The following is a 22167-nucleotide window of genomic DNA, read 5'->3' on the forward strand; positions in this document are numbered from 1 at the left end:
CGGACCCGGTCGCGGCCCCCGTATCGTCTGAACGCAGCCACTCCGAAGGACCAAGCCGGTCCGCCCCGGACGTTCTGGCATGGGCCCTCAATTGAGCATGGAAGGAAAGTCGATGTTTGCTTCACACGACCCGGTTCGAGCCCTCACGCGTCGCCTGATTGCGGGCTGCCTGGGGATCGCGCTGTTTGCTCTTCCGCTCACCGCGCAGGACAAGCCCGCGGAAGACCCGCCCGCCGAGCCGCAGGCCGCCGCCGACCGCCCGGCACAACAGGCCATGCGGACGCTGGTCAACGGGCTCGCCCTGACCGTCCGGGACGACAAGGCCGCCGAGCCGCGGCCGATCAAGCTCCACCCCCAGCCGCTTGTCTCCTATGGCGACGAGACCCGCTTCATCAAGGACTCCACCCTCTGGGTCTGGCTGGATGGCGAACGTCCCGCCCTCTTCCAGAAACTCGAAGTCAACGACTGGAACGCCGGCTCCCCGCTCTGGACCTGGTGCCTCGCCTCCTCCTCGCCCGGCATCATCGAGGGCCGCTGGCCGAACGTACCGGGCGATCAGAAAACCACGGCCTCGGTCCCCGTGACCGCCATCCCGGAAGCGACCGTCAACGACAACGCCGCCCGGTGGCCATTCGAAGCCCGCACCCTCAACCGCCGCTTCACCGCTGAGACAGGCCCGGAAAAGGGCCGGAGCGAGTTTCCGGAGGTCCTCCGTGTCGTCGCCCGACCGATCTTCGAGTTCAACGCACCAGACCAGGGGGTGCCCTATGGTGCCGTGTTCTCCCATGCCGGCGGAACAAATCCCACCGTCCTCCTGGTCATCCAGGTTGAGACGCAACCGGATGGCAGCCGCCGCTGGACCTACACCCCCATGCACATGACGGCCACCAAAGTGACCCTCAAGCTCGACGGCAAAGAAGTCTGGACCGACCCCGCCCAGCGGGCCGGGCAGGTCACAACCTGGGGCTACTTCTTCACCCGCCGCAGCGCGGCCATCAAGTAGCGTTCGAGACGACAGCAAGCAGACGACGCAGCCGGGGCCATCTCACAGCAGAGCCCCGGCTGCCCGGCCCCGCGATCGACTTCCGCCTGCCTGACCCCGCAGCCCGTCACGGGCTCCGCGCAACAAAAAAGGACTCACGGCTTTTGCCGTAAGTCCTTGGAGGATCCAACAGTGCCCACGACAGGACTTGAACCTGTACGAGTGTTACCTCACTAGGCCCTCAACCTAGCGCGTCTGCCAATTCCGCCACGTGGGCCGCGGGGGAGCGAGGCATCGTAGCCGCGGAACACGGGTTTTCAAGTCCAAGCCGCAGCATCCTTTACCGAGCGAAAAAGATCTCCGCGCCCGCCGGAAAGCCCGCTTTCTCCACCCGACCCGCCGAACGAGATCGTTCGGCGGTCCGACAGGCCCGCCCGGAGTGCCCGCTCCGAGCCAGCGACGCCTGCGGCGTATCTTGTCGACGACCGGTCGATCTGGCCCGCTACTGGTCGATCTTGATCGTCCCGTAGGAGATGAGCCGATTGACGACCCGGTCCACCCCCCGCACCCGACGGGCGATGTCGCAGACATCCGCCGCATCGTCGTCGAGTTCGACGACCCCCGTCAGGCAGACGCCGTCCGGCAACCGATGGACCGACAGGTCGCGGAACCGCATTCCCGGCGACTGCTTGAGCTGGCAGGTCACCTGCTGCTCGAGCGAGTGCGCCGTGTTCAGGAGTTCGCAGGGAAGAAACCACTGCGATCCCGAATCCGACGGGACCGGATCATCCATGGCCGCTGGAACCAAACGTGGCATAGCGATTGAAGGCATGAACCGTCCCTCCTGAGTCATTCCCCTCAGCCCCGGGCACCCCCGGCCCACTCCCCAGTCTAAAAATCGGAATCCATAAACGAAGCGGAATCCGGACAGATCGGCAAAAATCCTGTGAACGGTTCTTCCGTACCTTCCCGGCCCTCCCGGACTCGTCTACTGCTTCTCGACGGGGCCGAGGGCCACGATGCAAATTGGCAACAACGGAGCCGGTTTCAAAAGAGTCGAAGCTGTCCCGAAGCCGGCCGGGGCGAGACAAACTGCGAGACGTCGAGCGACGGAAGGTTTTCGAAGCCCAGCTTCTTCCGGAGCGTCTGGAACAGCTGTTCGATCTGCTCGGCGATCAGCCCTGTCCCCCGCTGTCGCTCCCCCCATTCCGAGCGGTACAGCTTTCCCCCCCGCGTCTGCCGGATCAGGCTTTCCACCCGCTCCGCCTTCAGCGGCTGCGTCCGGCGGAGCCATTCCAGAAAGACCGGCTCCACCGTGATCGGCAGCCGCAGAAGGACGTACCGGGCATCCGTCGCCCCGACGTCGCGGGCCGCTTTGAGGACCTGGGGGATCTCGCTGTCGTTCAGCCCCGGAATGATCGGCCCCATCATGACCCGGACCGGGACCCCGGCCCGGGCGAGCGTCTCGACCGCCCGCAGTCGGGCTGTGGGGATGCTGGTCCGGGGCTCCATCTCCCGCGCGAGCTGCGGGTCGAGGGTCGTGACCGACAGATTGACATGAGCCAGCGAGCGTGCCGCCATCTCGCCGAGGATGTCCAGGTCGCGAACGACGAGGGCGTTCTTCGTGATGAGGCTCACTGGCTGATGGCACTCCCGGGCGACCTCAAGACATCCCCGCGTGATCCGGAACTCCCGCTCCGCCGGCTGATAGCAGTCGGTCACGCCGCAGAAGATGATCGGCTCCGGCTTCCATGCGTCGCGGGCCAGGAACTCCCGCAGCAGCCGCGGGGCGTCGTGCTTGACGACGATCTTCGTCTCAAAGTCGAGGCCGGCGTTGAAGCCCAGGTACTCGTGCGTGTTGCGGGCGTAGCAGTAGGCGCATCCGTGGACGCACCCCCGGTACGGATTGACGCTGTACCGGAAGTGGATGTCCGGCGAATCGTTCTGCGTCACGATCGACTGCGACGCGTCCGTCAGGTACTCGATCGACCGCGAGAACCGCCCCTCCAGGTACTCCGTGTCCCACTCCAGGTGTTCCGAGTCGGGGACGGCGTGAAACTGTTCGAACCGGTTCGGCGGATCGAGTTGAGAGCCGTGCCGCATGATCCACCTTCGTCCGGGGGCAAAGACGAAGTGATCTTATGTACACTTCCGCCGCCGTTCAAGATGAAGAGGGGCCGGAAACCTCTCAGGCCGCGAGGTCGAGGACCGGGGTCCTGGGCTTTCCGATCCCGGCCAGTCCGACGACCAGCATCCCGAAGGTAAACAGCAGGCAGAGTCCCGCGAACCAATCCCCCCAGCGGACATAGAGGCTCGTCCGTCCGTCGAGGGGGACCTCGCTGACCAGGACGGCGTTCAGCTCCTTGTGGTAGCGGCCGGTCTTGGGATCGCGCATCGAGGTCCGGGCATCGACGGGGGTCGCCACAGGGCGGGTGGGGTCGGCGCGGCCGTTGTCGACGGGCTGCTTCATCATGGCGTCGAAGTCGAGGAACAGGTTCGGCTCGCGGATCACGCCGTCGCCGTCGATGAAGGCCGAGATCCCGGTGTTGACCGCCCGGACCATCGGCACGCGGGTCTCGATGCAGCGGAAGGAGGCGGTGATCAGGTGCTGGTCGAGCTCGCTCGAGCCGTGGAACCAGCCGTCGTTCGTCAGGTTGACGAGGCAGTCGATCTCCTTGCCGTTCTCATCGCGGGTCGCCTTGACCGCGGCCCGAACGAGCTGCGGGACGGTGTCCTCAAAGCAGATGAGCGGAACGAGGCGGTGGTCCTTGTGCTGGAAGACGTGAACGTGTTCGCCTGCCGAGAGTCCCATCCCGCCGGCCGCCGGAGTGAGCGTGGCGAGGAACGGGAACAGCTCCCTCATGGGGACGTACTCACCGAACGGCACCCGGTGGAGCTTGTCGTACCGGCCGGCCAGACCCTGTCCCGGTTCGAAGAAGAGGGCCGAGTTGTAGACCCGCATCCCTTCCTGGTCCCCCGCGAAGACGTCGGCGCCGATGACCAGGGCCGCCCGGCTGGCTTCGCTCATGTCCCGGAGGCTCTTCTCGGCCTGGGTGTCTTTCCAGAACTCGAGGGAGAGATCCTGATGGAGAGCCTTGATCTGTTCTTCGGAGAGGGTCGGATCGAGAGCGGGGTACGGCCAGCGGAACATCGTTTCCGGCCAGACAATGAGCTCGGCCTGCTGCCGCGTCGCGAGCCCGGTCAGGGACCGGTGTGTCTGCCAGATCCGGCCGAGCTGGTTCTCCTCATGCTTCAGCGACGAGGGAAAATTCCCCTGGACGAGCCCGATCCGCGGCCCCGGCTGGAAGTCCGCCTGAGACCGCCGGACGGAGCCGTAGGCCAGGACCGCGACCAGGGACAGCACGGTCGCCCCGACCGCGATCGCGTGGGCTCCGAACGGCCGGTCGAGCCTGGCGGTCTCCTCCGCGGTCGACTGCGGCACCAGCTTGAGTTTCTCAAAGGCCGAAGCCGGGATGAGCTCCGCAACGCAGGCATTCCCCATCATGACGAGGAAGCTGACGCCGTAGGCCCCCACGAGGTCGCTGACCTGCAGGAGGTTGATCCAGTGATGCTGCGTGTGACCGAGGTAGTACCACGCGAAGCCGGTCATGATGTACGCGCGGGCGTACTCCAGTCCGACCCACACCAGGGGGGCCGAAACGAGGAGCGGGACGTGCAGCCGGTGCACGGCGATGCGGGCCAGCCCGACGAACACCGGGAAGTAGAGTCCGACATAGAACGCGAGAGCGGCCCAGGCGAAGTACATCGCCGGGTCCCCCAGCCGCATCCACTGGAGCGTCATCAGGGAGAAGAGCCAGCCGCCGACCGCCAGGGCGAGGTACATCTTCCGCGTCGCCTGCGGCATGCGGACGAGCAGGAGCACCGGCACGAGGGCGACCCAGGCCAGCGGACCGAAGTCGAGGGGGGTGAAGCTGGCCCACAGGGCGACGGCCGAGACCGTCGAGAGGAGCCACGGCGTTTTCGATACCGGGGCGACCACCCGGGCGCGGGCGCGGGAGATGATCTCGGCGACCGAGATGTCCGCGTCGGAGCGCTTCGGGCGGCTCGGAATCGCGGAGCCGGAAGCCGGAGGGGGAGTGGCCCCGGAAGCGGGAGGAGCGGGCGCGGGTTCCATGAGCGTCGTCGGCATGGCGGCTTCTTCCGTGAAACCGGAGCGGTAGGCGTGGGACAAAGGCAACCGTCACCACGCGAAGAACGCAACCGCATCCCCCCGGTGGTATTGCCGTTCGCCCGCCGGAAAGTGGGCCGTCCCGTGGGCTTCCACGGTCGCCCGCAGGTCGGAGGAGCCCCGCCATCCGACCGGATGCACCACCGGTCCGTCGGCGCTCCATTCGACTCGAACGGGGAGCCAGGTCGGGCGGTCATCCTTGAACGCGAGGTCCGTTCCGATGCGGGCAGGGATCGGCGCCGGCAACGCCGGATCGATCCCCTGCAGCCGGCGCAGGGCCGTCCGGACGAACAGGTCAAAACAAACCATACTGCTGACCGGATTTCCCGGCAATCCGAATATCCAGTGCGACTTACGATCAGCACTCCGCTCCGCCGGCAGCTCCCCGAACCACAAGGGTTTCCCCGGTTTCATCGCCAGCTTGTGGAAGTTCTCGACAACGCCGCACGCCGCCAGCGCCGCGGGGACGAGATCGAGCTTCCCGGCCGAGACCCCCCCGGAAAGACAGAGGATGTCCGCCTGAAGACCCGCCCGAATCCGGCTCTCCAGTTCCGCCGCATTGTCGCGGGCAATCCCGAGCGGGCGGGGCTCTGCACCGCACTGGCGGATCTGGGCCGTCAGCATCGGCTCATTCGTGTTACGGATCTGCGCGGGGCCGGGGACCGCCCCCACGGGAACGAGCTCATCTCCGGTGGCGATCACCGCCACCGTCGGGCGGGGACGAACGGAGACGCGGGGATGTCCCAACTCGGCGAGCAGGCCGATCTCGCAGGCGCGGAGGATCCGTCCCGCCGGGAGGACCGTCTCCCCGGCCCGCATCGACTGACCGCGGGGAACGATGTCCCGCCCGGACTTCAGCGACGCGAGCCGGATTCGAACCCGGCGCCCCTCGTCGAGCGTCTCGGTGTCCTCGACCCGCACGATGGCGTCCGCACCAGTCGGGATCGGAGCCCCGGTCATGATCCGGACCGCCTGCCCCGGGGCGACTTCTCCGCTGAAGAGACTCCCCGCCATGACCTCCGCCACGACCGGCAGTTCGACACCCGCCGTCACATCGGCCGTCCGGACCGCGTAGCCGTCCATCATCGACTTGTCGAAGGGCGGGGAATCGACGCCGCTGACAACGTCTTCCGCCAGCGTCAGTCCGAGCGCCTCGTTGAGCGGGAGCGGCAACGGGTTTCGCGGGATGACCGCGGCAAGGATCTTTTCGAAGGCCTGTTCGACGGTGAGCATGGCAGAAATCTATGATCATTGCCGGTCGCCTCGCCACCGTTTGTCATCCGGGCGATCTCTCCGATTCGGGTTTGCCACATGCCCGACATCATCTGCTGTCCCCGCTGTCACAAACCGGTTTCCCGCCGGCTTCCCAAGTGCCATTGCGGTCAGGATCTCGGAGAGGCTCCCTGGGCGTTCGACCTTGTCCTGTTGGAAAGTCTGCGCGACGAAGACCTCTCCTGGGCCATCTGGCTTTACTGCTGGAAGCTCTTTGAACCGCTTCAGAACCTGATTGGGGCGTCCAACGACCGAGAACTGGTCGCCACGCTTCCGCCTGGACTCCGCGCCGGCTACTGCCTGTTCCTGTTTGCCAGCGAGGCGGACAACGGCGGCTATTCGCAGTGGCTGACAAATTGCAGCGGGCAACTGACCGCAGAGACCCTGGAAGGAGCCCGGCTGATTCAAGCCGATCAGTGCGTCGAACTTCTGGAAAAGATCCTGAGCATCAACACCCGATTGGAGCGGGAGCATCCCCTCTATCGCGACCGCTGGATGCTGGACGAAAGTCTGCGGCAACGTGGATCGATTGCCGAGTGGAAGGAGTTCCACCGACAGACACAGTCCGACTTCGAAGCCGTCGACGCGCTGTATGGCGAGTACTCCGCCGCGTACAGCGGTTGGTCGATGTGGGAGCCTCATCTGGCCGACTTCGCCCGGGCTCAACCCCAGCAGTTCGTTCACGACGGCTCGCTGAAACTGTAGGCCAGGAGCGTTCGCGCCATTGTCGACACTCTTCCGCTGCTGGCCTATCATTCGGTCGACCACTTTGCCGACCCTGGAGTTTCGATGTCTTCCCCCGCCCCGCATGAGATCTACGACGCCGCGATCAAGCTGAAGGACGCCGGCGACCTGGCCGGGGCGGTGGCGAAGCTGCAGGAAGTCCTGGCGATCGATCCCAACCACGTCGAGACCCACTCGGCTCTGGCGGTCTACTTCCACCGGCTCGGGAAGTTCGACGACGCGATTGCCCACGCCCGCAAGGTGGTCGAGATCGCCCCCAACGACACCTTCTCCTACACGCAGCTCTCCGTCATCTACATGCGCTGCGGCAAGATCCTGGAAGCGGAAGACGCCAAGGCCCGCGCGGCCATGATGTCCGGCCATCGGCACTGAGACGTCCTTGCCGGCACGACTCTGCTCGCTCAAACCCAACGTGCTACGGCAGCCGGGGTCAAGGGGCCAAGAAACAACACAGGCCCCCTTGCCGCCGGAGGCACTCCTGTGAGGAACCGTTGTAAGCAACGGACGTCCCCTTTGTGGTACCGGCGTTGAGGACTCACCGCTCGCTTTGCAATCCCCGCGGGTTGGTGAGGGGGCATACGGCACGTTGTCCGTGCTTGGGCACTTGCTCCTTCAGACATCTCTCGACGGCCAGGCCTCCGGCGGGCAAAGGGCCAGAAAAACAACACAGGCCCCTCTGCACTCCCCACCAGGGTGCCCCTGGGCCCGGTGGGCTGTGACACTCTGCTCTACCTTCAGCCTTCCGCCTTAAGCCTCCAGCCTCTCCCCATCATTTGGACTGTCTCACACGCAGCAGCCCCAGCAGACTGTGCCGGCGGTCCGTCCATGCAAACGCCCGTGAGCTGACCGCCGGCGAATCCATCGTCCCCTCGACCGGCACCCGACCACGCGACAGGATCGCCCAGAGCGATCGCGGATGCGGTCCCGGCTCGTGGTAGTCGACATAGGTGAGATTCAACCCCATCCGGCGGGCGTGGTCGTTGACGATCGGCGTCAGGTCGAGGTGCGAATTGCTGACATGCAGCGCCAGGAACCCCTCCGGCCGCAGCCGCTCGAGATCGAGCGCCAGGGCCTCGGCGGTCAAAAGATGCGTCGGGATGGCGTCCCCGGAAAAGGCGTCGAGAATCACGATGTCGTAGGTCCCGCGGTCCCGCTCCAGGGCGAGACGGCCGTCCGCCACGACAACGTCGACCGCCGCCCGGCTCTCTTTGAGAAAGCTGAAGTCGCGGCGGGCGATCTCTTCGACATCGGGATCGATCTCGAAAAAGCGGATCCGGTCCCCCGGCTGCCCATACGCCGCGATCGTCCCCACGCCGAGGCCGACCGCGGCGATGTTCCGCGGACGGCCGCTGGTGGCGTCGAGCAGCCGCCCGATCCCGCTCCCGCGGTGGTAGTACATGGTCGGCTCATCCCGACGACCGGGCTCCAGGTACTGCCGTCCGTGAGAGACGCTCCCATGAATGAACTCCCGGACCGCCACCGGCTCCCAGCGGTCTTCAACGCGGAGCGTGCCGTAGAAGTTCCGCCGCGCCAGCAGGACTTCTCCCTCGGGCTTCGGGCTGGCAAGCAGGCTGCACGACAGCCCGACGGCGATCACCACCGCCGCGGAGACGAGAGAGCTCAGACGGGTTCGAGCCGGAAACAGCTCGCCGCCCCCCAGTTGCCACGCCGCCGCGAGCCCGCAGCCGGTGAAGAGAACCGGGCCCGGGAGCTGCGGAAACAGCACTCCCAGGACCAGGGCCGCCGCAGCCCCCCCGACTTCCCCAGTGGTCCATCCCTGCGAGTCGTTCGGTCTCCGGCAACGGCCGCGGGCCAGGCCGACGCAAATCATCGCCATCAGGATCTGGAGGCTGAGCGAGATGGCCGAGCCATAGGGAACCGACTGGCTTGCCAACGCCAGGGCGGCGGGGATCGAGACGACGGCTAAGAGTCCCGCTGCCAGTCCGGTCCCGTGCGCCGCGACCCGGTCACGCGACACGAGGAAGGGGCCTCCGATCACGAGACTCGCCAGCCACCACACGGCCGGCGCGTCCGCGACGAGGGACTCGACAAGGACGCGCGTCAGCAGGAGAGTGCCGGCCGCCGTCCACAGCAGGGCGGGCCAGTCCGCCGCAGGCAGGCGATCGCTGCCGCCCGGTTCAGGCGGATTCGTCGCCGGGACTTGTTCCCGCCTCCTCCCGATGCCGACCAGCGTCAGTGCCCCCAGCCCCCACAGCAGCACGGGACTGGTCACCAGCGAGAGGGCCTCGGAACGAACCTCCGTCCGGAGCCCGAAGAGACTCACTCCCAGCACGAACGCCGCCGCGAGCGCCCCGGCCAATCCAAGCGCCAGGCCGGTGATCGCAAGCCACCGCAGCGCCTGTCGCCACCAGGCCATCGGCAGCTGGCGGGCGCGACCTTCCCGCGGGGACCACGCCAACAGACCACCCACGCCGAGCAGCAGCAACGGGAGGAACGCCCCCAACTCGGGAACGGGCGTGACGGTGCGGCCGTGAAGAGCGGCCGGGAGGCTCTGGGCGAGACCCGTCAGGTCGGGACTCAGCCAGAGCGCAATCGCCGCGAACCCGGTGAGGCTCGTCACGATCCGCGGAACGGTCTCTTCGTGCTGCGGCGCTGGGGTCTTTCCCGAGCCGACCACCGCGGCCGGGCCGGGCCGAATGGCGATCGCCAGGGCCACCGCGGCCGCCACCACGAGCGGCAATTCGAGATAGGTCGTGAAAACGAGCGGAGCGCCGAGCGAGACGAAGAGCGTCCCGAGGGCGCCTCCCAGAGACATGCACAGGTAGTACTGTGTCAGCCGGGCCGGTCCCGGTTTGCGGCGGGCGAGTTCGCGGTGGCAGAGCAGGCAGCAGAAGAACAGGACGCCGTACAGCGAGACGCACAGTCCGGCGAGCGACGGATTGCGCAGTCGCAGGAGTGTTCCCGCCAGCAGGAGCGAACCGGCCGTCGCGGCCGGCAGCAGCCACGCGGGCCCCAGGCCGCGCCGTCCGAAGCTGAGGATGAACGTGACGAGGTAGAGGGCCAGCGGAATGATCCACAGCAGCGGGATCGGGGCGACTTCCAGGCTGATCTTGTTCGTCACCGCCAGGAGCACGGCGCAAGGAAGAGCCGAGAGGACGATCCAGAGGCCGGAGTCCGCGATCCACGCGGAAGGCTCGTCGGACTCGGACGCCAGGGAAAAATCCGGGCGGGGGTCGGCCTGCCAGAGCCAGACGAGCAGGAGGCCGAAGAGAGCGAGTTCGAAGCTGGCGAGGCCGGCCCACAGAGCCGCCTGCGCCGGCGTGTCGAGGAGCGGCTCGACCACGAGCGGGTAGGTCAGGAGACCGAGCAGCGACCCGGCGTTCGAGTCGGCGTAGAGGCGATAGGGGTTCCGCTCGCCGAGGGCGGCGTACCACCGCTGGAGCAGGGGAGCGGTGGCGCTCAGAAGGAGGAAGGTCGGCCCGACCGAAGTCGCCAGTCCCCGGACGAGAGTCGCCAGCGGTTGAGAGAGAACCGCCTCAGACTGGAAGTGCGGCAGGATCGTCAGGAACGGCAGGGCCGCTGCGAGGACGAGCCAGTGCATGACCGCCTGCGTGCGGACCGTGTACTGGGCCAGGCTGTGCGCGTAGAGGTATCCCCCCAGGAGCGCGATCTGGAAGAACAGCATGCAGCTCGTCCAGACCATGGCGCTTCCGCCGAACGACGGCGTGATCGCCTTGGCGATGAGGGGCTGCAGCTGGAACAGCAGGAACGCGCTCAGGAAGACGGCGAGTCGATAGCAGGTGCGTTGCATTCCCGTTCCTCTTCCGCAGTGAGCGGAAGGGTTTCATAGGGCGAACGCGTTAGGGAAACGTGAACGCGGACGGCATTCGCCCTGCGGGCGGCCGATCGCGACTTCCCCTCCCTCGCGCCGCGCGGGGCTGCTGAAACGCGAGTTCCCAAGACCTCACAGGTTGACCGTTTCCAGAATCGAGCCGTCGAGGCGGGACATCGTGAGCGTCAATCGCTCCTTCGTCGCCGTGCCGGCGATGATCGTGGCCCCCTGCGGCTTCGGGCCGCCGCCGATCAGCTGGGGAATCGGCCGACCTTCGGCGGCCGGCAGCCACTTGGCGTCATGCGTGTGGCCGGAGATGACGAGCTTGATCCCCCCTTTCCGGAGGAGCGGAAGCCAGGCGTCGCGGCAGACGCGGCTGAACGTCCAAGGCCCGTTTTCGCTCTGCTCTTCGGTCGTCCACCACAGGGGGATGTGGCAGAACAGGACCTTGTGCGGCGCCGCGGCGAACCCGGGTTCTTCGATCGCCTTCGCCAGCCACGCGGTCTGCCGGTCGCGCATCGCCCGGAAGGCGGCCAGTCCGCCGAAGACGGGGTGGTCGTCGGTCTTGTCTTCGCCGGTGTCCATGACCAGGGCCGCCAGGGGACCGCTGCGGAAGGCGTAATAGAAGCGGTCGTCCGGAGTCCCCGTGAACCGGGAGAGCGAGCGGGCCGCCGGGCCGCGGACGTCGTGGTTGCCGCGGGCGTAGGCGAGAGGCCATTCCGCGGCGACCGTCAGCCCGTTCGGGGCGAGGTACTGGTTCCCCATCTTCGCTTCGTCGTAGATGTCGTTCGTCTGGTCGCCGTTCCAGAGGAGAAAGTCGGGCCGCAGCTTTTCCGTAGCGGCGACGAGGGACTGGATCGTCGGCAGGTTCTCGTGGGTGTCGTTCCAGATGACGAACTTTGTCTCAGCCGCGTCCGGATTGAGGGTGCGGACGCTGTGCGTCTCTGAGGTCGTCGCCTCCCCGGGGAGGATCTTGTAGGCGTTCTGGAAGTCGACGGGAGTGGCGGTGACGCGGTACCGGATCTCCTGTCCGGCCGGCAGCGGCGGGAGCCGGAACTTGAGGACGTGGTGGTCGTAGGGGAGGAGGCCGGCGGACTCGGCGTCGATCCGCTGCCAGGAATCGGCTTTCCCCTGGAGTTCCAGGTATCCCGTCGCCGGCCGACGGACCGCCTGGAGGATCGTGAGTGACTCGGCCGCGGGGCCGGTCACCACCGGCGCCCCCTGGAGGAGAGGCTCACTCTTCGCAGAGGCTTCCCCCTCGGCAGCGATTGTCGACGCCGGGGCGAGCGCCGAGAGGGCAAGCGTGGAACCGAGGGCGTCGCGGAGAAATGTTCGTCGTTCCATAACAGTCAGTCTTCTTTCGTCCCCGGCGGGACCCGGTCAGGTCAGAACCGAGCGCGGCGCTGGGAGAGGTATTCGACGAGGGCTTTGTCGAACCGCATGCTGGTGTCGATCTCGACGAAGTCCGCTCCCGCGGCGCGGCACTCCTTGCGGTACATCGCGCGGAGCTTCTTGAGCTCGTCGAGGTAGTCCGCCTGGATCCCCTGGGCGTCGACAATCATGGTCTCGCCCGACTCGGGATCGCGGAGGTCGAGCATCCCGCTGAACGGGAATTTCACTTCCGCTTCGTCGAGGACGTGGAACACGATCACGTCGTGGCCCGAGAACCGGAGGAGGCGGATGGCGTCGAGGACCGGCTGGGGTTCGGTCAGGAGGTCGGAGAAGAGCATCATGAGGCTCTTGTGCCGGACCATCGCGGCGACCTGCCGGAGGTTGCGGGCAATCTCGGTGGGGCCGGTCGGCTTGGCCTTGGCGAGGAGCGTCAGGATGTTGGCGAGCTGGGTCCGCTTGCTGCGGGCGGGGAGGCTGGCCCGGACCTTCTCGTCGAAGGTCACGACGCCGACCGGATCCTGCTGGTGGATCATGAGGTAGGCGAGAGCGGCAGCGAGGCAGATCGAGTATTCGAACTTGGTGAGCTGCTGGCGGTAGGTGTAGGCCATGCTCTCCGAGAGGTCCATCAGGAGGTAGCCCGTGATGTTGGTCTCGGCCTGGTACTTCTTGACGTAGTAGCGGTCGGTCTTGGCGTAGACGAGCCAGTCGATGTCCTTGAGGTCGTCCCCCTGGGTGTAGCGGCGGTGTTCGCTGAACTCGACGCTGAACCCCTGGAAGGGGGAGGCGTGGAGACCGGAGAGGAAGCCTTCGACGATGAACTTGGCCCGGAGGTCGAGCCGGGCGACCGACTGGATGACTTCGGGTTTCAGGTATTGTTCGGCGGTAGGCATGGGGGGATTCTACTGGCGGAATCGCTCCGCGGCATCGTTGGGCGGGCGCCGGCGCGGTCGGCCCGTTGCTGCGTCGTTTGTTCTGGTGGTGAGACCAGGGGGAGGCCGGGGCTACGGAGAAGCCGGGTTTCGCGGGGGCCAGGGGAGGAAGGCGTTAGTTCGACGCTGATAGTCGGCATAGCCGGGGCGCCTGGCGGTGATCGTGGACTCGAGGAGGGAGACTCCTGAGACCTTGAGGAGCAGGGCGGTCATGATCAGGGGGCTGAGGAAGGTCCACCCGCCGCCGGCGGCGAGGCTCAGCAGGTAGTACCCCCAGGCCATGAGGAACTCGCCAAAGTAGTTCGGATGCCGGGTGTATCGCCACAGGCCGCGGTCCATGACCTGTCCCTTGTTGGCGGCGTCGGACTGGAAGCGGGCCATCTGGGTGTCGCCGATCGCTTCGAACAGGAAGCCGACCAGCCAGAGCGCGGCGCCGGTGATGTCGGACCACGTCATCGCCTTCGGGCCGGCGTGGACCGCGGCGACCTGGAAGGGGAACGCCACCCACCACAGGATCACCCCCTGGAGCAGGAACACCGTGAAGAGGCTGACCCACCAGAACTTGGGGCCGTGGTGGTCCCGCATGGCGGTGTAGCGGCGGTCTTCGCCTTCGCCCCACTTCCGCCACAGGAGGTAGGCGGCCAGCCGGACGCCCCAGACCGTCACAAAGATCGCCATGACCAGCGGCCGCGGTGCGGAACCGTTGCGGAAGAGGGCGAGCCAGGCGACGACGGGGAAGCCGAGTCCCCAGTAGATGTCGACGAGGCTCACGTCCCGCCGGAGGGTGGCGAGGATCCACAGGACAAGCATGATCACCAGCGTGACTCCCAGCGTCATGGCGAGGGTGGCGGCGAGCGGCGACATGGTTTCGTCTCCGGGGTCTCGTGTCAGTCGCGTTGGTGCTGCAACGGGTGTTCCCGGACTGCCTGCTAACGGACGGGGCGGAGCCGGCACTGGGTGACGCACCACTCGTTCCCGCCGGCCAGTCCGAACAGCTCTGCGACGGCGAGGAAAAACATCCGCCAGCGGTGGAGCCACCGCGCGGCGTCGGCGGGGCCGTAGGTCTTCGTCAGGATCTGTTCGACCTCCTGGCGGCGGGCGTCGAGGTTCGCCAGCCAGGCGTTCGAGGTCAGTTCGTAGTGCGTGCCGTTCCAGTCCGCCTGAGCTTCGACGGTGAACCGATTGTCGAACCAGCGGAACAGGTCGCGGCTCGGCATCAGGCCGCCGGAGAAGAAGTGCCGGGCCATCCAGTCGGACGGGTCCGCCTCCTCGAAGGGATAGAGGTGGTCGCGGTGGCAGAAGACGTGGACGAACAGCCGGCCGTCGGGAGCGAGCCAGCGGGCGATCCGCTCCAGGAGCCGGTCGTAGTTCCGCATGTGCTCGAACATTTCCACGGAGACGACGCGGTCGAACTCCGTCGGGACGGTGGACGCGTTCGCCGGATCGAACGTGTTCATGTCGGCCGTCACGACGGTCAGGTTCGTGAAGCCCCGTTGTCGTGCCTGGGCTTCGATGAACTGCCGCTGTGGAGCGGAGTTTGAGACGGCGGTGATGAGGCTTTGCGGATAGCGCTCCGCCATCCAGAGCGAGAGCGATCCCCAGCCGCAGCCAAGTTCCAGGACTTGCTGGCCGTTGGAGAGATCCGCGTTGCGGGCGGTCTCCTCGAGGGCGGCGTCTTCGGCTTCGATGAGCGTCGCGGAGGGAGTCCGGAACAGGCAGCAGCTGTACTTCCGCCGCGGGCCGAGGACCGCCTCGAAGAACGCCGGCGGGATTTCGTAGTGCTGCTCATTCGCCCGTTCCGGGACAAGGGCGATCGGTCCGGTCCGGAGGCAGGGGAGGAAGGACGGGACGCCGTCGCGGCGGGGGTAGTCCCGTTCACAGTCGCGGAGCCGGCGGCGGCAGAGACGGCGGATGACGTTCCGCAGGACCGGGTCGGGAACGAGTCCCCGTTCGGCGGCCGCGATCCCGAGGTCGGTCCAGCTCATGTCGCGCTCCGCGTCTCTCCCGGCGAGACCGGTGAGGGGACGGGTGTGGTCGTGGCGGTGTCGAGCGGGCGCGACGCCGCGCGGCCGCCGATCTGGAGCGGGTCGGCGGGGCACTCGGCCTTGTCGAACTGGATCTGGACGACTCCGACCTCCCGCTCGGCGAAAACCGCTTCGCAGTAGCAGAGGTAGTAGTCCCACAGGCGGATGAACCGCTCCGGATAGCCGAGCGCGCGGACCTCCGCGAGTCGCTCCAGGAAGGCGGCCCGCCAGCGGCGGAGAGTCTCGGCGTAGTGCGGCGAGAAGTCCTCAAGGTGCGAGAGCCGCAGGTCGCTCGTCCGGCCGATCGACTCCAGGATCGCCGACACCGAGGGGAGGAAGCCGCCGGGGAAGACGTGCCGCTGGATGAAGTCGACCGACCGGCGGTACTGGGGGTAGCGCCGCTCCGGCATGACGATCGCCTGGATCACGAACGATCCGTGCGGCCGGAGCAGGCGGCCACACTGCCGGAAGTAGTCGTCCAGGAATTCGTCGCCGACCGCCTCGACCATCTCGATGGAGACGAGCTTGTCGTACTGACCGGGGAGGTCGCGGTAGTCGCAGCAAAGGACTTCGACGCGGTCGCGAAGGCCGTGGGCCTCGATCCGTTCGCAGGCGACCCGGTATTGCTCCTGCGAGATCGTGGCGGTCGTGACCCGGCAGCCGTAGCGCGTGGCGGCGTGGATCGCGAAGCCGCCCCAGCCGCTTCCGATTTCCAGCACGTGGTCGGTCGGCTGGAGATCGAGCTTGCGGCAGACGCGGTCGAACTTTTCGAGTGAGGCCTCGCGGAGCGTGGCGTCGAACGTCGGGAAGACGCCGCTCGAGTAGGCCATCGTTTCATCGAGCCACAGCCGGAAGAAGTCGTTGCCGAGGTCGTAGTGCGAGCGGATGTTGCTGCGGCTGCCGCCGCGGGTGTTCGACCGGCGGAGATGGGCGCGTCGCTCGCGGAGCCGCGAGAGCCAGGACCAGCGGTTCGTCGAGAGCTGGTCCGTCGAGTCGGGGCTCTGGATGAAGAGCCGGAAGAGGGCCGTCAGGTTGTCGCAGTCCCAGCCGCCGTCGAGGTAGGCGTCGTCGACGGCATTGACCCCGCCCCGCAGCATCTTTCCGTAGAACGCCGGGTCGCGGACGGTGATCGCCACCTCGGGACCGGCGGCCGGGCCAGCGAATGCCTCGGTGCCGAGGGAGTCGGTCACGATCAGCCGGCCGCGGCGGATCGCTCCCAGGGCGCGGAAGACGACGGACCGAGCGAACCGCTGGAGGAGGCCGGGGCGGACGGTCGGAAGAGTGCCGCATTCAACAGTGGTCGTGGACATCAGGTGCCGGAACGCGTGTGAGATCGGGACGAGGGGGCGAAGGGGCCGCAGGCAAGGTTTGCCCGGTGCTGGATGCAGGCTCCGGCACGGCCGGACCCGCACGGCCCGGATGCGGGACGTAGGGGACTCGCTTCCGCCACAGCCGCAGAGCCTGCCAGTAGATTCCCGCGACGACCCGGAGCGTCATGAGCGGATACTGGAGGAGAACCCGCGTGCGGTTCCAGGCAGTCCAGGGGACGCGGCGGAGGGCGAGGGCGGCGTCGAAGGGCGATCCCTCCGCGGCGACGTTTTCGATAGAGAGCCGCAGCCGCTCGCCGGGGGGCTCGATCCGCCACGTGTAGTCGAAGGCCATCGCGAGGAACGGCGAGACGTGGAACGCTTTCGGGACGACCGGGCGGCGGGGGCCTTCCACGGGGCCGTCCCGCAGATCGAGGACGTAGCAGTGCCGTTCGTTCCAGGGGGTGTTGGTCACCTCGGCGACGAGCACTTCCAGCCGCTCGTCCGGCGAGAACCCGAAGTAGAAGCTGACCGGGTTCATCTTGAAGCCGAACGACCGCAGGTTCGTCAGGAGCCGGACGGGGCCCTGCGGCCGGAAGCCGAGGCGACTCTCGACAAGGTTCCGGACCGATTCATCGAGCGGTTCCTCGGGGGGACCGAGGTAGTCGGCGCGGCGGAACCGGGCCACCGCCGGCCAGCGGGCGGACCACAGCCCCGGGCGGTCGAGGAGCGGGGGAAGCTCCGCGAGGTCGAGATAGGTCATGTAGAGCGCGTACGAAAAGGCATGCTCGACCGGTGTTCTCCGGCGATGCGTCACGGTCCCTTCGTAGAGGCAGCTTTTCATGAGGCGGTCAGGAGGCTCCCCTGCGGCGGTGGCGGCGACGCGGCTTCGGACGGGCCGGTTCCGGCGAGGCGGTGGACCGCCGCGGCCGCCGCCATCCCGCTGGCGACGCCGTCTTCGTGGAAGCCGTTCCCCCAGTACGCCCCGCAGTACGAGGTCCGGTTCCGGCCGAGAAGTTCCGCGTGCCGCGTCTGGAGGGCGCGGCGACGGACCGAGAAGATCGGATGTTCGTAGACGAACCGGCCGAGGACGCGGGCGGGATCGATCGCCTCTTCGCAGTTCAGCGTGACGCAGAAGACATCGTTCGAGGCGATGTGCTGCAGGATGTTCATGCAGTAGGTCAGGGTCGCGGGGGCCGAGGCGTCCTCGCTGCGGCACAGGTAGTTCCAGCTCGCCCAGGCCCTTCGGCGGCGGGGGAGGAAGCGGACGTCCGTATGCAGGACCGCGATGTTGCGGCTGTACGGAAACCCCGAGAGCACCTCCCGCTCCGCGTCGCCCGGGTCCCGCAGGATCCGCAGGGCCTGATCGCTGTGGCAGGCGAAGATGACGTGGTCGAACGTTTCCCGCTCTCCTCCGGCCAGGTCCAGTTCGACCCCGTCCGGGCCGCGGCGGGCCCCTTCGACCGAGGTTCCGAGTCGCAGTCGGACGCCGCCGTTCCAGCGGCGGAGGAGGGCCTCGATGTAGGTTCGCGAACCGCCGCGGATGACCCGCCACTGCGGCCGGTCGCGGATGCTGAGGAGGCCGTGGTGGTGGTAGAACTCCGCGATGAACCGCATCGGGAACTGCTCGAAGGTCCCGGTCGGGCAGGACCAGATCGCGGCCCCCATCGGCAGGAGATACTGGTCGGCGAACGCGCGGGAGTAGCGGCCGTCCTCCAGGAAGCGGCGGACCGTGATTTCGTCACCCGGCGGATCGAGGGCGAGGGCGGTCCCTTCCCGGTTGAAGCGGAGGATGTCCCGGATCAGGCGGTGGAACCTGGGCGAGAAGAGATTCCGCCGCTGCGCGAAGAGGCCGTTGAGGGTGGAGCCGTTGTATTCGAGGCGGGCCGCGTCGTCGCGGACGCTGAAGCTCATATCCGTGGGGTCGGAGGCGACCCCCCATTCCTCGAGCCGGCGGCAGAAGCGGGGGTAGGTCCGGTCATTGAAGACGATGAACCCGGTGTCGATGGCGTAGCGGCGGCCGTGGAGCGTGACGTCGACCGTGTGGGTGTGGCCGCCGAGCGCCGGCCGGGCTTCCAGCAGCGTCACGTCGTGACGGTCTCGCAGGTCTTCGGCGGCGATCAATCCCGAGATTCCGCCGCCGACAATCGCGATCTTCATCCGGACGCTCGATCCTGTTCGGGCAGGGCCTACCGCGGTGGCGCGAACCGCGACATCGCCCCTGACCCGCACTGCGGAGGTCGATTTAACTGGTGGAAGAAACAATTTCCAGAGTTGCGGCGGCGCGTTCCTTGCGGTCGACTCCACGACACCTTGCCGGAGCCCGTCCGATGGCGATCAAGCTGTACCTGATTCTGCTGCCGATCTTCCTGGCGATCGACGCCGTATGGATCGGCGTGGTGATGAAAGCGTTCTACAACGCGGAGCTGGGGGAGCTGGCGAAACGTGGAGCGGACGGGGGGCTCTCGCCCCGGTGGATTCCGGCCGTGCTGGTTTATGCTCTCATTCCGCTGGGGATTGTCGCGTTCGTCCGGCCGGCGATGGGCGCGGAGGCGACGGTGGGCCAGGCGGCGGGCTGGGGAGCGCTGTTCGGCCTGATTGTGTACGGGGTCTATGACCTGACGAATCGGGCCACCATCGAGAAGTTCTCGCTGAGGATGACGCTCGTCGATCTGGCGTGGGGGGCGACGGTCTGTGCCCTCTCGGCGGTCATTGTCCGCGTGGCGGAGCGCTGGATGACGACCCGCCTTCCGGTCGAGTAGTGCCGGCGTCTGTTTGCTGGATGGTGGCGGCGTGCCAGCGGACAAAGGAAACCGGGGTCCAGGGGGTCACCCCTGGTGGGGGATGCAAGGGGGCAACGCCCTCTTGCCCGCCGGAGGCCGTCTCGTCGAACAAGATCGGAAGGGGGACGTGTCCAAGCGCGGACGACGTGTCGCATGCCCCCTCACCAACCCGCGGGGACTCCAAAGCACGCTGTGTGGTTTGAGGGAGTCCTCAACGCTGGTCCCACAAAGGGGACGTCCGTTGCTTACCACGGTTCCTCACAGGAGTGCCTCCGGCGGCAAGGGGGCGTGGCCCCCTTGACCCCAGGCTGCCGTCGCACAATGGGTTTGAGCAAACAGAGCCGCGCCGGCAAGGACGGGATTCGAGATACCGGGCTCATCCTCGCCCTTCGCCCTCCCGATCGGCCGTCTTATGGAATACTGGTGGCCGGTTCCCACTTTCTGTCCGTTTGGGCCTCTCGAAATCCCTGGTTCGTCGGGTGGAGCTTCCAGACATCCACCGTCTTGAACGTCGTGGGGGCGCCGATGGTAAACGCCTCGACGTTCAGCTTGCCGGTGTGGTTCGGGTAGGAGCCGATGAGGGCCTGGCGGCCGTTGACGAAGACTTCCACGAGGTAGCGGTCGACAAAGATCCGCAGTTCGATGTCCTCGTTCTCCGGCAGGTCGGAGATCGCGAACGGGGCCTCAGACGTGCCGACCCGCAGCGCTCCGGTTTCCGGACGGAAAATGATCGGAAGCCCACCCCCCTGGCCGTCGGCGAAGAGCGTGATTCCGAAGAGTTTTCGAAGGGCTTCCCGCCGCGGGATCGTGATCCGGAGCTCAGCCGCTTCGCCCGGTAGCTGGGCGATCGTCTTGCCCTTCGGAAGCTTGTCGGCGAGGAGGTCCCGGGCGATGTCGGTGAGGGCGATGTCGCTGGCGGTCACCGGATCGTGGCGGAGCGACTCAAGCTCGCGAAGCGGTTGGATCCGGAGGCTGCCGTCTTCCGCGAGGCTCAGCTCGCGGGGGAGAGACTGGATCGTCCGCAGGTCCATGTGGCCGTTGTTCCGGTCGAGCGTCGCCAGCCAGGACCACATGACGCGGCGGCCGTCGGGCGTTTTCACGCTCTCGGGAGCGAAGTAGTCGACCCGCCAGGAACTGCGGCCAAAGAGGCTCTGGCCGTCGCGCCGGAAATTCATCCGGCCGTGACGCTCAGGCACGAACTGCTCCGCCTTGGCGTCCCAGTCGCCGAGGTAGTAGCGGCAGCCGAGGTCGTGCGAGATGCACAGCAGCATCCACTTGTCGCCGATCGGGAAGAAGTTGGGGCACGAGATGTCCTCGCCGATCGCGACGTCGGGAAGGTCCCGCTGCAGGAACGGGCCGACGACGGTCCAGTTCTTGAGGTCCTGGGACTTGAAGAGCGGGGGATTCTCGCCGCCGGAGATGGAGTAGTAGGTGTCGCCGATCAGGAAGCAGTCCGGGTCCCAGTGCTGGACTTTGGCTTCGGTGCCGTCCGGATTCTTCGGCTCGACGGGGTAGGGCTTCTCCCACGCGGAGAGCTGGTTGTCCTTGGCGATCGCGATCTGGTTCCGGCCCGAGGACTCGCCGTGATAGATCGCGGCGGGGCGGCCCTCCTTGGTCAGGAATCCGGTGCCGCTGAACATGCCGTGGCCGGTGAACGACGGCTGAAGCTGGGTCGGCTGCCACGTCCAGTGGAGCATGTCCGGGCTCGTCACGTGGACGAACGAAAAGGAGTGCTTCCCATTCCACGGATGCCCGAGGATGTAGTGCAGGTGGTAGACCCCGTCGAGGCAGAACGCGGCATTGGGGTCTCCCGGGACGCTGTCTCCCCCCGGATGCATGAGGTGGTAGTTGAGAACGTACTGCTCCGCGGGGACCGGGGCTCTGGCGGGCGTCTCCGTCTCCGGCGCGGATTTGGCGGCGGTCTCTTCGACGACGCCCGCCTCCACCGCGGCGAAGAGCGCCGCGCCTTGCCCATTCAGGATCAACCGACCTTCTTCCACTTTCGCTCCCCCTTGCAGTCGAACTTGCGGGAAGCGGCCGGTCCGCTCCCGGGCCGTCTTCTCATCGAAACTCCACCACGCCCACGGCGCGGGACCGCCGTTGGTGTCCGGCCGCAGGGCCGCGATCTCCTGCGCCGTCAGGGCGGCGTCGTAGATGCGGGCGTCCTCGATGGCGCCCGCGAAGAACTGCCGGTTCGCGATGTGCCGCGGACCGATCATGACGACCGTTCCCGGGCCGAACGAGACGGGCGCGTCGGCGATCTCGTGCCGCGAATACTCCACGCCGTCGTGGTAGGTGGTGACCGTCCGGCCCCGGTAGGTGATGGCGATCTGGACGAGCTTGGCGGGCGTCGCCGTTTCGGCGGGCCAGTTCTCCTGGTTTTGCATCGTCCGCCGGTAAAACTCGCTCCCCGCCATCCACCTGGCCGGGGTGAGTTCTCCGAAGACGATGCCGTCGAAGTGACCGCCGAGGTCGTCGAGCGTCAGGGCGCTGCCGCCGCGCTGCGTCAGGTTGGCCGGAGCGACCCAGGCGACGAGGGTCTTGTCCTGCAGCGGGCCGTCGGCCGCCATCGCTTTCGTTGCGGTCCCGACCGTGGCGAGCAGCCAGAACCCGGCGACCGCTCCGGCGGCGGCGAGGAGCCCCAGCGTCAGGGCGACGGCTTTGGAAACGGAGCCTCGGGCGTTGCGGGCGCCCGAAGGACGACGCGGGATGGAGTCCGGTGTGTGCATGGCAGGAGCGCGGCGGTCAGGAG

17 protein-coding genes and 1 tRNA gene are annotated in these 22167 nt (G+C 67.3%); 4 read left to right on the top strand and 14 right to left on the bottom strand.

Features of this window, described 5'->3' with window-relative positions:
- Nucleotides 1-112: 112 nt before the first annotated feature.
- On the top strand, nucleotides 113-1003 hold the full coding sequence (locus VT03_RS33775) for a hypothetical protein (RefSeq protein WP_156514736.1): 891 nt from the start codon (nucleotides 113-115) through the stop codon (nucleotides 1001-1003).
- A gap of 172 nt (nucleotides 1004-1175) precedes the next feature.
- On the opposite strand, the gene VT03_RS24600 is transcribed toward VT03_RS33775, so the two are convergent.
- The 5 genes from VT03_RS24600 to glp form a co-directional block, all read right to left on the bottom strand.
- Nucleotides 1176-1259, bottom strand: a tRNA-Leu gene (locus VT03_RS24600).
- A gap of 225 nt (nucleotides 1260-1484) precedes the next feature.
- Entirely contained in the window at nucleotides 1485-1775 is a 291-nt protein-coding gene (locus VT03_RS24605) for a BON domain-containing protein (RefSeq protein ID WP_075095454.1), read from the bottom strand.
- Between the two features lie 254 nt (nucleotides 1776-2029).
- Nucleotides 2030-3085, bottom strand: coding sequence for a PA0069 family radical SAM protein (locus VT03_RS24610; RefSeq protein WP_075095455.1), 1056 nt, complete (start codon nucleotides 3083-3085; stop codon nucleotides 2030-2032).
- Between the two features lie 85 nt (nucleotides 3086-3170).
- A complete protein-coding gene (gene lnt / locus VT03_RS24615; protein WP_075095456.1) occupies nucleotides 3171-5132 on the bottom strand; it encodes an apolipoprotein N-acyltransferase in 1962 nt (653 codons plus the stop codon).
- A 51-nt stretch (nucleotides 5133-5183) separates the two neighbouring features.
- Nucleotides 5184-6404, bottom strand: coding sequence for a gephyrin-like molybdotransferase Glp (gene glp, locus VT03_RS24620; protein ID WP_075095457.1), 1221 nt, complete (start codon nucleotides 6402-6404; stop codon nucleotides 5184-5186).
- Nucleotides 6405-6482: 78 nt separating this feature from the next.
- Here glp and VT03_RS24625 point away from each other — a divergent pair, with 78 nt between their 5' ends.
- Entirely contained in the window at nucleotides 6483-7148 is a 666-nt protein-coding gene (locus VT03_RS24625; protein WP_075095458.1) for a DUF4375 domain-containing protein, read from the top strand.
- An 84-nt stretch (nucleotides 7149-7232) separates the two neighbouring features.
- The gene (locus VT03_RS24630; protein ID WP_075095459.1) at nucleotides 7233-7559 is read left to right on the top strand and encodes a tetratricopeptide repeat protein; all 327 of its coding nucleotides are present in this window, start codon (nucleotides 7233-7235) and stop codon (nucleotides 7557-7559) included.
- A 397-nt stretch (nucleotides 7560-7956) separates the two neighbouring features.
- On the opposite strand, the gene VT03_RS24635 is transcribed toward VT03_RS24630, so the two are convergent.
- The 8 genes from VT03_RS24635 to VT03_RS24670 all read right to left on the bottom strand — a co-directional run bounded on the left by VT03_RS24635 (nucleotide 7957) and on the right by VT03_RS24670 (nucleotide 18792).
- Nucleotides 7957-10959, bottom strand: a complete 3003-nt coding sequence (locus tag VT03_RS24635; RefSeq protein ID WP_075095460.1) for a fused MFS/spermidine synthase — start codon at nucleotides 10957-10959, stop codon at nucleotides 7957-7959.
- Nucleotides 10960-11112: 153 nt separating this feature from the next.
- A complete protein-coding gene (locus VT03_RS24640; RefSeq protein WP_075095461.1) occupies nucleotides 11113-12324 on the bottom strand; it encodes a metallophosphoesterase family protein in 1212 nt (403 codons plus the stop codon).
- 41 nt (nucleotides 12325-12365) lie between these two features.
- Nucleotides 12366-13262: a DUF58 domain-containing protein gene (locus VT03_RS24645; protein WP_075095462.1), complete on the bottom strand. Its 897-nt coding sequence runs from the start codon at nucleotides 13260-13262 to the stop codon at nucleotides 12366-12368.
- Between the two features lie 111 nt (nucleotides 13263-13373).
- Nucleotides 13374-14165, bottom strand: a complete 792-nt coding sequence (locus VT03_RS24650; protein WP_075095463.1) for a DUF1295 domain-containing protein — start codon at nucleotides 14163-14165, stop codon at nucleotides 13374-13376.
- A gap of 65 nt (nucleotides 14166-14230) precedes the next feature.
- Nucleotides 14231-15286 (bottom strand): SAM-dependent methyltransferase, encoded by a 1056-nt coding sequence (locus VT03_RS24655; protein ID WP_075095464.1) that lies wholly within the window; start codon nucleotides 15284-15286, stop codon nucleotides 14231-14233.
- Nucleotides 15283-16635 carry an SAM-dependent methyltransferase gene (locus VT03_RS24660; RefSeq protein WP_075095465.1) on the bottom strand — a complete coding sequence of 451 codons (1353 nt, stop codon included), beginning with the start codon at nucleotides 16633-16635 and terminating at the stop codon, nucleotides 15283-15285. The genes VT03_RS24655 and VT03_RS24660 overlap by 4 nt, the downstream gene beginning before the upstream one ends.
- Nucleotides 16616-17476 (bottom strand): DUF1365 domain-containing protein, encoded by an 861-nt coding sequence (locus VT03_RS24665; protein WP_075095466.1) that lies wholly within the window; start codon nucleotides 17474-17476, stop codon nucleotides 16616-16618. The genes VT03_RS24660 and VT03_RS24665 overlap by 20 nt, the downstream gene beginning before the upstream one ends.
- Nucleotides 17473-18792: an NAD(P)/FAD-dependent oxidoreductase gene (locus VT03_RS24670; RefSeq protein ID WP_075095467.1), complete on the bottom strand. Its 1320-nt coding sequence runs from the start codon at nucleotides 18790-18792 to the stop codon at nucleotides 17473-17475. Before VT03_RS24670 ends, VT03_RS24665 begins: the two co-directional genes overlap by 4 nt.
- Nucleotides 18793-18962: 170 nt before the next feature.
- Between VT03_RS24670 and VT03_RS24675 the strand changes: the two genes are divergently transcribed.
- Entirely contained in the window at nucleotides 18963-19394 is a 432-nt protein-coding gene (locus VT03_RS24675; protein WP_075095468.1) for a DUF2177 family protein, read from the top strand.
- Nucleotides 19395-19825: 431 nt separating this feature from the next.
- Here the strand turns inward: VT03_RS24675 and VT03_RS24680 are convergent, their stop codons facing one another.
- Nucleotides 19826-22144: a LamG-like jellyroll fold domain-containing protein gene (locus tag VT03_RS24680; RefSeq protein ID WP_075095469.1), complete on the bottom strand. Its 2319-nt coding sequence runs from the start codon at nucleotides 22142-22144 to the stop codon at nucleotides 19826-19828.
- Between the last annotated feature and the right edge of the window lie 23 nt (nucleotides 22145-22167).

The sequence above is a fragment of the Planctomyces sp. SH-PL14 genome (genome assembly GCF_001610835.1).
Taxonomy (GTDB): Bacteria; Planctomycetota; Planctomycetia; order Planctomycetales; family Planctomycetaceae; genus Planctomyces_A.